The sequence below is a fragment of the Plesiomonas sp. genome (assembly GCF_051652165.1).
Taxonomy (GTDB): Bacteria; Pseudomonadota; Gammaproteobacteria; order Enterobacterales; family CAMTGL01; genus Plesiomonas.
Genome location: NZ_JBOFTR010000016.1, coordinates 198,883 through 214,176, shown reverse-complemented (window position 1 = coordinate 214,176; position 15,294 = coordinate 198,883). Strand labels below are relative to the sequence as shown.

The following is a 15,294-nucleotide window of genomic DNA, read 5'->3' as shown; positions in this document are numbered from 1 at the left end:
GTAGACAGAAAATAAAATAGAGTTAGTGTGATAAATACCCAGCAAATTCAGATGTTTGTGGTGCAGAAAAACAGTGTGCATCACCCTGTTCTATAATGTGGCCTTGCTCCATATAAATCACCTGACTGGCAACTTTTTTAGCGACTTCAACCTCATGTGTCACAATCACTTGTGTAATACCTGTTTGGGCTAACTCTTTAATAATTGAAACCACTTGTGCAGTAATCTCAGGATCAAGTGCAGCGGTAGGCTCATCAAACAGTAGCACTTGAGGCTCCATCATCAGGGCGCGAGCAATGGCCACCCGCTGTTGCTGGCCGCCAGAGAGGTGCAGTGGATAACGGCTGGCATACGGGGTTAAGCGTAGACGCGCCAATAATGTTTCGGCACGCTGTTGCGCCTGATCTTTGCTTAAGCCTAAAACTCGGCAGGGGGCTTCGGTTAGATTTTCTAACACAGTCAGGTGTGGCCATAAATTATATTGTTGAAACACCATGCCCACATTTTGCCGTAACTCGCGCACCGCTTTACTATCAGGTGTTTTGGTCAGTTCAAACAGGTGTCCAGCAATCTGTAATGTACCGTTACGTGGAACTTCCAATAAATTTAATGTGCGTAGCAACGAACTTTTGCCCGCACCGCTAGGGCCAAGCAGCACGAGCGTTTCACCTTGCGGGCAGTTAAAGCTGATATTGTGCAATGCCTGATGATCACCGTAAAAACAATTTACGTCAGTTAATTGAATACTCATGCGATTATTATGAATAATGAATGATTTAACCGATAGTAAATTTATTTACATAACTATGCAATATATAACTCTGTGGTAAAGCGTAATTATCGTGATAAAAACAGGAGTCGTAACGATAGGCTTGTTATTGTCGCAATGTTGTATACGTTACATTCGCTAAATATGTATCTTACTGATTGTTCTCTTTAGTGTTTTTGTTTTTGTGTAAGTTGCTAGAGTAGCGCGGTAAAGCTGTTTCCTGTGACAGGAAAATGATCAAACAGTGTTCCTGTTTTTACGCATAGAGTTCATACAAGATTGTATCAACAGAAATGCTCAGTTTTTATCAAAAGAATGTTATGTTCAGCGCATATCAGAAGTGCATAAAACAATGGGTTGAGTGCATAATTTACGGTGTGGTTTTATAGGTGATGGCGATATTTCTGATTTGAATCAGAACTATCATAACGAAAAAGAGAATAAGAAAATCAGAGAGATAGGAAAGAGAGAAAGAAGAGATGATAAGTATATTGCAAATGACATACTCAGTGTATGACTACTGAGTATGTGTAAACAAACAAGAAGTGAATAGATTAACGTTGGCGTTCACGCAGACGTTTGATGACATCACGCAACTGTAAATCTTGATCTTGCAGTAAGACCATCAGGTGATAGAGCAAATCAGCCGATTCATTAATGAGCTCATTTTTATCACCGGCGACCGCAGCAAGTGCGGTTTCAACACCTTCTTCACCCACTTTTTGTGCAATACGTTTTGTACCTTTGGCGTATAAACGTGCTGTGTATGATGTTTCTGGATCAACAGTTTTCCGCGCCATTAATTGCGCTTCAAGTTTACTGAGGAAAATCAGATCTGGCTCAACGGCAACATCTTCAAAGCAGCTATCGGTACCCAGATGGCAGGTTGCTCCGTGCGGTTCAGCTAAAATCAGCAGTGTATCGTTATCGCAATCAATCGCCATTTTGGTCGCCCACAGGATATGGCCTGAGGTTTCGCCTTTGGTCCATAAACGTTGCTTGGTGCGCGAGAAAAAGGTGACCTGTTTTGTCTCCAGCGTTTTTTCTAACGCCTCTTGATTTAGGTAGCCCAGCATTAATACCTGACCATTTTGAGCATGCTGGACGATGGCTGGGAGCAGCCCATTGACTTTATCCCAGTTAATATTTGCACGTTGTTGTTCAGTTAGCATAATCTTATCTCCACTCCCTGTTTGAAGAGGTACTCTTTGAGATCACCAATATTGATGATCTGCTTGTGGAATACTGACGCAGCCAGTGCTCCGTCAATATCCGCATCGCGGAATGCCTCAAGAAAATGCTCATTATGCCCCGCACCGCCGGAAGCGATTAACGGAACGCGGCACACCTCTCTAACGTATTGCAACTGGCGGATGTCATAACCGCGTCGGACACCGTCTTGGTTCATCATGTTAAGCACAATCTCACCTGCGCCGCGTTGCTGAACCTCATTAACCCAGTCTAGCGTATGCCACGCTGTTGCGCGGGTTCGGGTTTCATCTCCGGTGAACTGATAGACCTGATAGCTGTTGCTGGCTTCGTCGTACCAAGTATCAATACCAACCACAATACACTGTACGCCAAAGCGATCGGCCAGCCGTGTAATCAGCGTTGGGTCAGCCAGTGCTGGTGAGTTGATTGAAATCTTATCGGCTCCGAAAGCCAGAATCTGTGCGGCATCTTCCGCTGTGCGAATTCCACCGGCAACACTAAAAGGAATATCGATCACTTCTGCGACTTTTGACACCCAGCTTTTATCAACGGTACGTCCATCAGAAGAGGCGGTGATATCGTAGAATACCAGTTCATCAGCACCCTCTTCGGCATAGCGCTGTGCTAGCGGGACAATATCGCCAATAATTTCGTGGTTGCGAAACTGCACGCCTTTGACCACTTGCCCATTGCGCACATCCAAACAGGGGATTATCCGTTTTGCCAGCATGCAATCGCCTCCTCAGTGTTGAATTTTTCTTCGAGTAAAGCGCGCCCGACAATCACACCGGCCACACCGCTACCGCGTAGGGCTCGAATATCAGCTAGCGATCCGATTCCGCCGGAAGATTGAAATGCGATGTACGGAAAACGCGCTGCTAGTTCACGGTACAGGCGTACGTTTGACCCTGACAGCGTGCCATCGCGTGAAATATCGGTGCATAACACGTGTTTAAGGCCGACGGTTTGGTACTCTTCGAGCAAGGTTTCAATGGCAATGCCGGAGTCTTGTTGCCAGCCGCTGACGGCAACGCGCTTGACCTCATCACTGCCGATACGCACATCAAGTGCCAGTACCAGCCGTTCAGGGCCGAACAGTGAGAACCAACGTTTTACTTCAGTGACATTGCGTACAGCGGTTGAACCAATGACAACGCGTGCCGCACCTGCTGCCAGTAAATCGGCAACATCCTGTTCAGTGCGGATACCGCCGCCAATTTGCACATTGGCGGGTGTTGCAGCAATCAGCTTGGCAATTAATGTCAGTTGGCGCTGGCTGGTGTCTTTTGCGCCGGTTAAATCAACCAGATGCAGCCATTGTGCTCCTGCTTGCTGATAGGTTTGCAGACGCTCTGTGGGGTCGGCGTGGTATTCGGTTTTGTGATCATAGTCACCCTGTAACAGGCGCACGACTTTGCCGTCGATCAGATCCAGTGCGGGAATAATCATCCTTGTTACATCTCCAGAAAGTTTTTCAGTAACTGGGCACCGGCTTTACCGGATCGTTCAGGGTGAAACTGCACACCGTAAAAATTATCCTGTTGCACTGCTGCAGAGAAGGCTTCGCCGTAATGACACTGAGCAATCGTGTGGTGACTTATCTGCATCGCATAGCTGTGAACAAAGTAGAAATACTCGCCATCGGCAATATTATTAAATAGGCGATGGCCTGCTTTTGGGTACACGCGGTTCCAGCCCATGTGGGGCAGAGGTAGGCCAAAATCGGTCATTTGCAGAACCGAGGTATCAGGGATCACCCCGAGAGTATGGGTATTACCCTCTTCGCAATATTCGGCCATCAGTTGCATGCCTAAGCAGATCCCCAATACCGGTTGGGTACAGGCTCTGATCAGGGCGATCAGGTTGCGATCATGCAGCTGTTCCATGGCGGTACTGGCCGTACCTACGCCGGGCAGCAGCAATTTATCAGCGGTGAGGATCACATCAGCTTCTTTGCTGATAACCGGGTGGTAGCCGAGTTTTTGCACGGCAAAATAGACCGAAGCAAGGTTGGCACAGCCGGTATCAATAATGACCACACGGGTTTGCGGGGTCTGTTGTGGCATCTACAAAACTCCTTTTGAGCTTGGCAATGCATCACCCTGCATGTGAATGGCCTGACGTAGTGTGCGGCCAAATGCTTTGAACAGGCTTTCTACCATGTGGTGGCTATTTTTGCCTTTGGTTTTTAGGTGCAAGGTGCAGCCTAGGCTGTCGGTCAGCGAACGGAAGAAGTGCTGCACCATTTCAGTGCTCAGATCCCCGACTTGATCGCGGTTAAAATTCGCTTTGAATTTCAAGTAGGGGCGGCCGGAGAGGTCAAGCGCACAACGTGCTAAACACTCATCCATCGGCAGCACAAACCCAAACCGACCAATACCGCGTTTGTTGCCCAGTGCTTGTCGCAGGGCTTGGCCGAGTGCTAAAGCGGTATCTTCAATAGTGTGGTGATCATCAATATGCAGATCGCCGCTGACGGCAATATTCATGCGAAAACCGCCATGGGTGGCAATCTGATCAAGCATGTGGTCAAAAAAACCTAATCCGGTGCTGATCTGGTTTTCACCGTTCTCATCTAACCAAACTTGTACGCTAATATCGGTTTCGCGCGTAATACGGCTGACGCTGGCAGTACGGGCCGGAAAGCTCAGGCGCTGAACAATCATCGGCCAATTTGTATTGTCAGGGTGATAGAGAATGCCGTTAATACCCATGTTTTCGGCAAGTTTCAGATCAGTTTGTCTGTCGCCAATAACAAAGGAGTGCGCATGATCAATGCTGCCCGATTCCATATAGCGTTTTACCAGCCCAAGTTTCGGTTTCCGACAGGTACAGTTGTCGTGCTCAAAATGTGGGCAAATTAAAATATCAGCAAACTCAATACCCTGAGAGCTGAAAATATCGAGCATAGCGTTGTGCGGCAGGTCAAAATCAGCTTGTGGCAAACTGTCTGTACCTAAGCCGTCTTGATTGGTGATCATCACCAGCGTGTAACCTTGACGCTGCAGTGTTAATAGCGCCGGAATAACGCCCACTTCGAGTTTGAGTTTATCGAGACGATCAACCTGAAAATCTTCCGGTGGCTCTTTAATCAGCGTGCCATCACGATCAATAAACAGGTAATTACGTGCAACTGAATTGGATTTATTCAGTTGTGCTTTGTGTGGCTGCGCATGGCGCGCGGTTTCTGCTGCGTAACGCACTCTTTTTTTCACTGCATGCCTCCTTGCTGGCAGCACATCTCATCGGATAACGGCATCGCGTTGATGACATTCAGCGTGTGCTGACACTCTTCTTGTGTGCCAATTGAGATGCGCAGACAGTTATACAAACCGGGTTGTTTTCCTTGATCTCTAACGATAATGCCTTGATCCCACAAATTTTTGAATACTTTCTCACCGTTATGGAAGCGAACCGTGATCCAGTTACTTTCGCTGGGGTAGACAGTGTCGCATAGCGGGCTTTTTTGCAGCTCTTGACTCAGCCATGTGCGGGTTGTGCGCAAGCAATCAACATTGCGTTGCATAGCCGCAATCCCTTGTTCGCTCAGTGCTTGCGCGGCAATGTCAGCAACCGGTAGCGGTAGTGGGTAGGGGGCAATGACTTTTAATAGCAAACGAATAATGTCGGGGGATGAGAGCGCAAAGCCGCAGCGTAATCCTGCCAGTGCAAACGCTTTTGACAGGGTGCGTAAAATCACCAGATTCGGGTACTGTTGCAGCAACGGTACACAGCTGTGTTGCGGACAAAACTCGATATACGCTTCATCAATCACCACGATGGCTTTTCCAGCGGTGAGTTGCAGCAGCGCATGCAAGTCTTGTTGTTGCAGCAGGTTGCCGGTCGGGTTGTTTGGGCTACACACAAAGACGACTTTGACCTGATCAAGTGCGGCATGAATAGCCGGAAGATCGAGCTGCCAGTCTGCGGTGCTGGGCACGATTTTTCGCGCAATGCCCAGTGTTTCAGCACTGACTGTGTACATACCGTAGGTCGGCGGGCAAAACATCACGGCATCGCGTGCAGGTTCGCAAAAGGCGCGGATCACCAGCTCTATCGCTTCATCTGCACCACGGCTGACCAACACTTGTTCGGGCATGAGATTGACATAGGCGGCGTAACGGGTAATCACGCTCTCTGGCTGGCACTCTGGATAACGGTTGAGCTTTTGTGTGGTTAACGAATAGTCAGGCGCGATGGGGTATTCATTGGCGTTTAACCAGACATCACCGCGCCCCCCGATGCGGCGCGCTGACATATACGGAGTCAGTTTACGCACGTTGTCGCGTGCCAGTGTATCGGCGTTAAATGCAGAGCTCATGTCATCAGTAGGTAATGTTGCATTGAATGATAGAGAGGGTTTCATGCATCAACTCCTTGTTTTTGCACAGGTGAACACGAGCCCGCTTGCAGAGCCTTGACCCGAACACTGACGGCAAAGCGGTGTGCTTCGAGTTTTTCGGCGCGCGCCATCATCTCTACGGTCGGGGCGAGCGTGAGCAAACCTTCGGGGGTAATTTCTTGCACCGTCATGCGCTTCATAAAATCGGCTAAACCGAGGCTGGAGTAAGTGCGTGTGTACCCGTAAGTGGGCAGTACATGGTTAGTGCCTGAGGCGTAATCACCGGCAGACTCAGGTGTCCATGCGCCTAAAAAAATCGATCCGGCATTATGCAGTTGTGGCAATAAACTGCGCGGTTGTGCGGTTTGTACAATCAGGTGCTCCGGCCCGTAGCGGTTGCTGAGTGTTACCGCTTCGTTCAGATCGGCGGTAACAATTAAGCGGCTCTCTTGCAGGGCTTGTGTGGCGATAGAGGCACGCGGCAACAGTGCTAACTGGCGCTCAACTTCATCGGCAACCTGTTGTGCTAGGCGTGGGCTAGGCGTAACTAATATCACCTGAGAATCTGGCCCGTGTTCGGCTTGTGATAACAGATCACTGGCAATAAATGCTGGGTTAGCCTCACCGTCAGCAATCACGAGGACTTCTGAAGGGCCGGCCGGCATATCCATCGCTGCTCCTGCAAAGTCTTGGCTAACCTGCTTTTTGGCCTCGGTGACATACGCATTACCCGGTCCAAAAATCTTATCCGCTTTGGGGATAGACTCCGTACCGTAGGCCATTGCAGCAATGGCTTGTGCGCCGCCAACATTGAATATCTGTGTGATCCCACACAGAGCGGCAACATACAAAATTTCATCTGCAATGGGTGGCGGTGAGCAAAGCACAACCTGCTGACATCCGGCAATACGTGCCGGAATACCGAGCATCAGCGTGGTAGACAGCAGCGGCGCAGAGCCACCGGGAATGTATAAACCTACCGCACGGATAGGGCGGGTGATCACTTCACAGCGAACGCCCACTTGCGTTTCAATATCTACAGGCTGCGGTTGTTGGGCTTCGTGAAAAACGGCGATATTGGCATAAGCCTGCGTTAATGCCTGTTTCATTTCATTTGGTAAACGGGCGCTTGCGGCCTCAATGTCTGACGGGCTGACCTGCAAGTTTGTCGGGCGGCAGCGGTCAAAACGTTCGGTTAAGTCGAGCAACGCCTGATCGCCGCCGGTGCGCACGGTATCGATAATAGTACGCACTTGAGCACTGATCTCATTTGAACCACTGATAGCGGGTCGGGTCAGCAAGCGCTCTTGCTCTTTACGGCCTTGCTCCGTGCGGCTGAGGGCTGTCCAATCAATAATTTGCATGGTTGTTACTCCATCATCTTTTCAATTGGTAGCACCAGAATTGAACTTGCACCCAGACTTTTGAGTTGCTCCATGGTTTCCCAGAACAGGGTTTCAGTGCTAACCATGTGCATGGCTACCCGATGTTTTTCATTGGCCAATGGCAGCACAGTTGGGCGTTCAGCGCCGGGCAGCAAGGCGATAATCTCTTCGAGCTGTTCAGTCGGTGCATGTAGCATAATGTATTTTGATTCACGGGCTTGAATAACCCCCTGCATACGGGTCAACAGGCGGTTAATAAGCTGCTGTTTTTCATCGGGCATCTCACCGGCTCGTTGAATTAGCGCCGCTTTAGAGCGATAAATGACTTCCGCTTCACGCAGGCCATTGGCTTCGAGTGTTGCACCGGTAGAGACCAGATCACAAATGGCGTCAGCAAGGCCGGCCCGCGGCGCAACCTCGACAGAGCCATTCAACAGACAGCTTTTAAAGGGAATGCCTTTCTCATCCATATAACGTTTGAGTAGGTTTGGGTATGAGGTAGCAATGCGAGCGTTGGTGAGCGAATCGGGGGCGTTATACGCATGGTCAAATGGCACAGCCAGAGATAAGCGGCAACTTCCAAAATCGAGTCGGCGCAGGGTTTGGTATTGCGGGTTTTCACCGCGTGCCTGACGACCAAGTAGCTCTTCCTCCAGCACATTTTCACCGATAATGCCAAGATCAACCACGCCATCCATCACCAGACCGGGGATATCATCATCACGGACACGCAGAATGTCGATAGGCATATTTTCGGCAAAAGCGATCAGGCGTTGCTGTTGCAAATTGATTTTAACACCGCAACGGGCTAGCAGTTCGCGTGAGTCATCACTCAGGCGGCCAGATTTCTGCATAGCAATGCGCAGTCGGTTGTTGTTTAGCATGGCAAATTCCTTGTTTGGTCGATTCTGAAATAGTGTGAATTCTGTGTTTTTGAACTCTTCACAATCCTAAAAATCCAGATCTTAAAATCACTATTTTAAAAGTAGTGACTCGATTCGATTCGTTACGTCTTCCGTTGACGTTTTGCCTGTTAGCGCATGATATGCTGCGTTACACAGTAAAAAGCCCCCGGAGTAAGATCTTCCGAGGGCTCTGATTGGTTCTGACTGTCCACCGGAAGATCTCGTTGAGTGTCTTCCACGGAACATCGCCTGAAAGACTACTCAGGGTGATGATGGTGGTGATGGCTAATACGCAGTGTGCTACGTGCAGCCGATGTTACAGTCAGTAAATTCATGGATAATATCTCAACAATACATGATGATTATCTGTTCATATTAATTTCAACTTAACCAAAGCTGCGTTTAAAAGCAACTGTAAAATAACACTTTCAGCACAATCTTTGCGTTGGGTTTAATACAGGCTTACGGTCTGGCATGCGGGATGATTCGCGCAATGGCAGATCTCATTAGCGGTATGGAAAGACAATGGGCATAATTAAGCATCAGGATATTAAAAGAACAGGTCATAGGCTACGGTGTGATTGAGAAGTATTTTGCGGATAATGGTGCACTGGCGCAGGCTATTAATGGGTTTAAAGCACGTGAACCACAGCGCCAAATGGCCGATGCAGTAGCGAGTGCGATTGAGCAGAATACATCACTCGTGGTTGAAGCGGGCACAGGCACGGGGAAAACCTATGCATATTTAGTGCCGGCACTGGCGGCAAAACGCAAAACAATTATCTCTACGGGATCAAAAAATCTCCAAGATCAGCTATATAGCCGCGATTTGCCCACGATTCAGCATGCACTGAATTTCACCGGAAAAATTGCGCTGCTCAAAGGGCGGTCAAACTATGTCTGTTTAGACCGGCTCGATCGTCAAATGGCAGAGAGCCATATTACCGATACCGGAACGCTGGCCGATTTAGTGCGAGTGCGCAGTTGGTCTTCATCTAGCGAAAGTGGTGATCTAAGCGATTGTGATGTGGTGGCTGAAGACAGCCCCGTATTGCCACTTATTACCAGCACGAATGAGAGTTGTTTAGGCACCGAGTGCCCACTTTACAAAGAGTGTTATGTGGTAAAAGCGCGCCGCAAAGCCCTAGAGGCGGATGTAGTTGTGGTAAATCACCACCTTTTTTTGGCGGATATGGTAGTCAAAGAGACTGGTTTTGGTGAGCTCATTCCTGAAGCGGAAGTGATTATTTTTGATGAAGCGCATCAGTTGCCTGATATTGCTAGCCAATATTTTGGACAGTCATTAACCTCACGGCAGTTGCTTGATCTGGGCAAAGATATGCTACTGGGTTATCACATTGAAGTGCGTGACGTAGCGCAATTGAGTAAAGTGGCTGATCGCCTGACACAAACCGCACAGGATTTATGTGTCGTGCTCTGTGGTGGCAATGCCCGTGGTAACTGGCGCGATATGCTGCGTAATCCGCTGGTACAAGGGGCGTTAGCTCGGCTAAATGATGCGTTAGATTTTGCTGCTGATGTGCTGCGTTTAGTGGTCGGGCGCTCTAAATTGCTCGATGCTGCATTTGAGCGGGCAGAGCTATTTCGCGCTCGGCTTAAACGGTTAATGGATACCGATATCAGCGGTTACAGCTACTGGTATGAGTGCGGAAGCCGCCACTTTAGCCTGAATTTAACGCCGCTCAGTGTTGCAGATAAATTCAGTGAACAGATGAAATCACACTCCGCAGCATGGATTTTTACCTCGGCTACTTTGGCTGTGGGAGATAGCTTTGATCACTATTGCCAGCGTTTAGGGCTGGGTGAAACCCGTCAGATGACCTTAAACAGCCCGTTTGATTATTCACAACAAGCTCTGCTGTGTGTACCGCGTTTTTTGCCTGAAGCGAATCGCCCGTATACCGCAGACCGGCTAGTCAGCTTGTTAACACCGGTGATTGAAGCGAGCCGTGGTCGCTGTTTTTTCTTGTGTACTTCACATCAGATGATGCGTGATCTGGCCGAGCGTTTTCGTGCCTGCTTAACGTTACCTGTGCTGGTACAGGGCGAAACTGGGAAGCAAAAATTGTTGCAGCAATTTGTCGAACAGGGTGATGCACTGCTGGTGGCCACGGGCAGCTTTTGGGAAGGGGTAGATGTGCGTGGGCAGGCGCTGTCGTGTGTGATTATTGATAAACTGCCCTTTACTGCACCGGATGATCCGCTGCTAAAGGCGCGTATGGAAGACAATAAGCTCAAAGGCGGTGAACCCTTTAATGATGTGCAATTACCGGATGCCGTTATCACCTTAAAACAGGGGGTTGGGCGACTGATCCGTGATACCGATGATCGAGGTGTTATTGTTATTTGTGATCCGCGTTTGGTGGCAAAACCTTACGGGCAAACCTTTCTTGAGAGTTTACCTCCGCTACCACGCACCCGTGATATTGCACGTGTGATTGAGTTTTTACACCAGATTAGCCCGTAATCAGCGGGTTTGGCGCTATTTATGCTATCATTGGCGGTTTAGCTTACTTCTTTATTCGTTATTAATCCGAGGTTTGGATGTCAACCCGAATTCTGGCATTAGATACTGCTACCGAAGCCTGCTCTGCCGCACTCTGGGTAGAGGGTCAGATACACAGCGTTACTGAGATCTGCCCGCGTGAGCACACGCAGCGTATTTTACCCATGGTTCAGCAAATGCTGGCTGAAGGTGGTGTTTCCTTGCAACAGCTTGATGCCATTGCATTTGGACGCGGGCCGGGGAGTTTTACCGGTGTGCGTATCGGGATAGGTATTGCACAGGGCCTCGCTCTGGGCGCAGATCTGCCGATGATAGGTGTTTCTAACCTGCTGGCTATGGCTGAAGGCGCACACCGCGTGCACCAACATACTCAAGTATTGGCTGCCATTGATGCGCGAATGAACGAAGTTTACTGGGGTCAGTATCAGCGTACTGCCGATGGTCAGTGGCAACTTTTGGGCGAAGAGCAGGTGCTTACCCCTGACGCTGTTGATACCTACATTATTGAAGATGTGGGTAGTTGGGCGACAGTGGGAACAGGCTTTGAAACATATCCAAATTTAGCAACACACAGTGCACTTCATGTGGAACATAGCCATATTTTATTGCCAGAAGCACAAGATATGCTGCCTTATGCATTATATTGTTTGGCTAATGGCCAGACAACGGCAGTTGAGAATACTGTTCCTGTTTACTTGCGAAATAACGTGGCATGGAAAAAATTACCAGGCCGTGAGTAATGGCCATACGTAAAGTGATTTACTGTTTATACCTTTAACGTTGCTACAGGCATTAAAGGTTACGCTTGTGCTATTTTTTCAGATAAACAGATGTTTGAAAAGATATGTTAATTTATTGTTAATATTTGGTTTGCCCTGTAGAGTAGTGCTTGTTGCTAGAGTATTTACCCTAATTGCAACCGGATTTATATTGCGTAAAGCTAGCCCAGGGCCTCCTCCTGAGGCATAGCATACAATGATATTTGTGAGGAGACTTACCGTGGAAAAGGTCTGGCTTTCTAGTTACCCTACTGATGTTCCTGCTGAGATAAACCCTGAACAATATTCATCTCTGGTCGACTTGTTTGAACAGATCATACACCGTTATGCCGATCAACCTGCTTTTGTAAATATGGGGCAGGTAATGACATTCCGTAAGCTAGAAGAGAGCAGTCGAGCATTTGCTGCTTATTTGCAAAATCAGCTCAAGCTGCAAAAAGGTGAACGTGTCGCCTTAATGATGCCAAATTTGTTGCAATACCCAATAGCCTTATTCGGTATATTAAGAGCGGGCCTGACTGCCGTTAACGTAAACCCGTTATATACACCACGCGAGCTTGAGCATCAGCTCAATGATAGTGGTGCGAAAGCTATTGTTATTGTTTCAAACTTTGCGCACACCCTAGAGAAAGTGGTGTATCAGACACCGATTAAGCATGTCATTTTAACCCGTATGGGTGACCAGTTGCCGATGGCAAAAGGGACACTGGTGAACTTCGTTGTGAAGTACATCAAAAAAATGGTGCCAAAATATAACCTGCCAGATGCCATTTCATTCCGTGCCGCGCTGCGAAAAGGGCGTTTTCAGCAGTATGTAAAACCGGAAATTGTCTGTGATGATATCGCCTTCTTGCAATATACCGGTGGTACAACTGGCGTATCAAAAGGAGCGATGCTCACCCACCGCAATATGGTATCTAACGTTTTACAGGCAAAAGCGGGTTATTCACCTATTCTGGAAGAGGGCCGTGAGCGTGTTGTTACTGCTCTGCCGCTGTACCATGTGTTTGCGCTAACAGTAAACTGCTTGCTGTTTTTAGAGATGGGTGGCAAGAACCTGTTGATTACCAATCCGCGCGATATTCCGGGGTTTGTTAAAGAGCTGGCGCGTTACGATGCCACAGCGATTACCGGCGTTAACACACTGTTTAATGCACTGATCCACAATGAAGACTTCCGTGAAATTAACTTTTCTGCTCTGCGGTTAACCGTGGGGGGCGGCATGTCGGTACAACGCGCGGTTGCTGAACAGTGGCAAAAACTGACCGGCACTAAATTACTTGAAGGCTATGGTCTGACCGAGTGTTCACCATTAGTTGCAGGTTGCCCATATAATCTGAAAGGGTATAACGGGGCAATTGGTTTACCTGTTCCATCAACGGATATCAAATTGGTTGATGACAATGGCTGCGAAGTCCCAGAGGGTGAGGCCGGCGAGTTATGGGTTAAAGGCCCACAGGTGATGCTCGGTTACTGGCAGCGCCCTGAGGCTACAGCTGAGATTTTAAAAGAGGGTTGGTTGGCCACTGGGGATATCGTGCGTATTGATAATGAAGGTTTCATGCGTATTGTTGATCGCAAAAAAGATATGATCCTCGTCTCAGGGTTTAATGTTTATCCAAATGAGATCGAAGATGTTGTCGCGCATCATCCAAAAGTGTTGGAAGTTGCTGCTGTAGGTGTACCGAGTGAAGCCTCAGGTGAAGCTGTCAAAATTTGTGTGGTAAAAAAAGACCCATCATTGACGCGTGATGAGTTAATTGCGTATTGTCGGAAAAATCTCACCGGCTATAAGTGCCCAAAAATCGTTGAGTTTAGGGATGAGTTACCAAAAACCAGTGTAGGTAAAATCCTTCGTCGGGCGTTACGTGAAGAGGTTAAAACCGCCTCTGCTTTTGAAATATCAGAGCAGACCAAAGCCTCTTAATGTATACAGCGATAATACTTGTTGTAGGTTAACACGCCGGCAGTTGTCGGCGTTTCTCTTGCTAATACCAATGAGTATATACTTGACGATATAACGACAAGCCTAGATTTTGCTATTATATCAACCGGTACTAATAAATAATTATCTTGATACATTAAAATAATACAAACTCAAATTTTTCATGTATGTATCTTAACGTACTTTTGCCTGATGAATATCGTACAACAGGCATGCAAAATACATCGCATAGTAGAAGAGAATATTGTTGTGGATTACCGATTAATTACTACAGATGTCGACCTGCTTGAGGTCTGTCAGCGAGCAGCAACTTGTGAACTGGTTGCGATTGATACTGAATTTGTACGTACACGCACTCTTTATCCACAGCTTGGTTTAGTGCAGTTATTTGATGGTCAGAATGTCTCTTTAATTGATCCGTTAGCAATATCAAGTTTAGCACCACTGCGCGATCTCCTGGTTAATCCAGCGATTACTAAAGTACTGCATGCTTGCGGTGAAGATCTTGAGGTTTTCCAACACTATTTAGGTGTTATGCCAACACCTATGTTAGATACACAAATTATGGCCGCTTTTCTTGGCCACCGAATTTCAACGGGATTTGCCACATTAGTGGCTGAATATCAGGGTGTTGAACTCGATAAAGGTGAGTCAAGAACTGACTGGTTAGCCCGCCCATTGACCGAAAAACAGTGCCACTATGCCGCAGCAGATGTTTACTATTTACTGCCAATGTTTAAAGCATTGTTAGAGAAAGTACAACAAAGTGGATATATCAGTGCTGTACAAGCTGAGTGTCAGCAGACTATTTTGCGTCGTAGCCAGATAACGCAACCTGAGTTGGCTTATCGTGATATTAGTAATGCATGGCAATTATATCCACGTCAGCTTGCTTGTTTGCGTTTATTAGCAAAATGGCGCATTGAAGAGGCTCAACGTCGCGATTTAGCCCTTAACTTTGTGGTGAAAGAGCTGAGTTTATGGAAGGTCGCGCGTTATCTGCCACATACATTGGGTGATTTAAATCATTTAGAGTTGGAAAACCCGGCAATTCGGTTTCATGGCCGGACAATGTTGCATATGGTTGAGCAAGCAAAAAAATTGCCTGAGAGTGAATGTCCTGCGCCACTGAGCCGCTTAGTGGATAATCCTGAGTACAAAGCCACACTTAAAGAGATTAAAGCATTTATTGGCACACTGGAAACAGAAACCGGTTTAAGCAGCGAATTGTTAGCATCACGTCGTCAAATTCATCAATTACTGAGTTTTGTATGGCAATCAACAGAGCATACTGACAGTGAGAAAAGTGATAGAGACCTTCCGGAATTATTGTCTGGATGGCGCGGAAAACTGATGGGTGAGCGTTTGCAAAAGCTATTGAGCAAACCAGAATAAACAGATTTGCTCAATAGAGATATAAAAAAGGGCTC

At 47.6% G+C, this 15,294-nt stretch carries 13 protein-coding genes and 1 other annotated feature; of the genes, 4 read left to right on the top strand and 9 right to left on the bottom strand.

Features of this window, described 5'->3' with window-relative positions; all coding sequences use genetic code 11:
* Window positions 1-22 precede the first annotated feature (22 nt).
* The 9 genes from artP to hisG form a co-directional block, all read right to left on the bottom strand.
* Window positions 23-751 carry an arginine ABC transporter ATP-binding protein ArtP gene (gene artP, locus ACRC53_RS10575; protein WP_438643378.1) on the bottom strand — a complete coding sequence of 243 codons (729 nt, stop codon included), beginning with the start codon at window positions 749-751 and terminating at the stop codon, window positions 23-25.
* Window positions 752-1,323: 572 nt separating this feature from the next.
* Entirely contained in the window at window positions 1,324-1,941 is a 618-nt protein-coding gene (hisIE, locus tag ACRC53_RS10570; protein WP_438643377.1) for a bifunctional phosphoribosyl-AMP cyclohydrolase/phosphoribosyl-ATP diphosphatase HisIE, read from the bottom strand.
* A complete protein-coding gene (hisF, locus tag ACRC53_RS10565) occupies window positions 1,935-2,711 on the bottom strand; it encodes an imidazole glycerol phosphate synthase subunit HisF (protein WP_438643376.1) in 777 nt (258 codons plus the stop codon). Before hisF ends, hisIE begins: the two co-directional genes overlap by 7 nt.
* Window positions 2,693-3,430, bottom strand: a complete 738-nt coding sequence (gene hisA / locus ACRC53_RS10560; RefSeq protein ID WP_438643375.1) for a 1-(5-phosphoribosyl)-5-[(5-phosphoribosylamino)methylideneamino]imidazole-4-carboxamide isomerase — start codon at window positions 3,428-3,430, stop codon at window positions 2,693-2,695. The genes hisF and hisA overlap by 19 nt, the downstream gene beginning before the upstream one ends.
* Window positions 3,431-3,435: 5 nt before the next feature.
* Window positions 3,436-4,047 carry an imidazole glycerol phosphate synthase subunit HisH gene (hisH, locus tag ACRC53_RS10555; RefSeq protein WP_438622943.1) on the bottom strand — a complete coding sequence of 204 codons (612 nt, stop codon included), beginning with the start codon at window positions 4,045-4,047 and terminating at the stop codon, window positions 3,436-3,438.
* On the bottom strand, window positions 4,048-5,133 hold the full coding sequence (gene hisB / locus ACRC53_RS10550; RefSeq protein ID WP_438643642.1) for a bifunctional histidinol-phosphatase/imidazoleglycerol-phosphate dehydratase HisB: 1,086 nt from the start codon (window positions 5,131-5,133) through the stop codon (window positions 4,048-4,050).
* Window positions 5,134-5,192: 59 nt separating this feature from the next.
* Window positions 5,193-6,302 (bottom strand): histidinol-phosphate transaminase, encoded by a 1,110-nt coding sequence (gene hisC / locus ACRC53_RS10545; RefSeq protein ID WP_438643641.1) that lies wholly within the window; start codon window positions 6,300-6,302, stop codon window positions 5,193-5,195.
* Between the two features lie 41 nt (window positions 6,303-6,343).
* The gene (gene hisD / locus ACRC53_RS10540; protein WP_438643374.1) at window positions 6,344-7,687 is read right to left on the bottom strand and encodes a histidinol dehydrogenase; all 1,344 of its coding nucleotides are present in this window, start codon (window positions 7,685-7,687) and stop codon (window positions 6,344-6,346) included.
* Window positions 7,688-7,692: 5 nt separating this feature from the next.
* Window positions 7,693-8,592 (bottom strand): ATP phosphoribosyltransferase, encoded by a 900-nt coding sequence (gene hisG / locus ACRC53_RS10535; RefSeq protein WP_438643373.1) that lies wholly within the window; start codon window positions 8,590-8,592, stop codon window positions 7,693-7,695.
* Between the two features lie 175 nt (window positions 8,593-8,767).
* Window positions 8,768-8,895: a sequence feature (His leader region), on the bottom strand.
* A 295-nt stretch (window positions 8,896-9,190) separates the two neighbouring features.
* Here hisG and ACRC53_RS10530 point away from each other — a divergent pair.
* The 4 genes from ACRC53_RS10530 to rnd all read left to right on the top strand — a co-directional run bounded on the left by ACRC53_RS10530 (window position 9,191) and on the right by rnd (window position 15,259).
* Window positions 9,191-11,101 (top strand): ATP-dependent DNA helicase, encoded by a 1,911-nt coding sequence (locus ACRC53_RS10530; protein ID WP_438643372.1) that lies wholly within the window; start codon window positions 9,191-9,193, stop codon window positions 11,099-11,101.
* A 77-nt stretch (window positions 11,102-11,178) separates the two neighbouring features.
* Window positions 11,179-11,880, top strand: a complete 702-nt coding sequence (tsaB, locus tag ACRC53_RS10525; protein WP_438643371.1) for a tRNA (adenosine(37)-N6)-threonylcarbamoyltransferase complex dimerization subunit type 1 TsaB — start codon at window positions 11,179-11,181, stop codon at window positions 11,878-11,880.
* Window positions 11,881-12,139: 259 nt separating this feature from the next.
* Window positions 12,140-13,846, top strand: coding sequence for a long-chain-fatty-acid--CoA ligase FadD (gene fadD / locus ACRC53_RS10520; RefSeq protein ID WP_438643370.1), 1,707 nt, complete (start codon window positions 12,140-12,142; stop codon window positions 13,844-13,846).
* A 267-nt stretch (window positions 13,847-14,113) separates the two neighbouring features.
* The gene (gene rnd / locus ACRC53_RS10515) at window positions 14,114-15,259 is read left to right on the top strand and encodes a ribonuclease D (RefSeq protein WP_438643640.1); all 1,146 of its coding nucleotides are present in this window, start codon (window positions 14,114-14,116) and stop codon (window positions 15,257-15,259) included.
* Window positions 15,260-15,294: the final 35 nt, after the last annotated feature.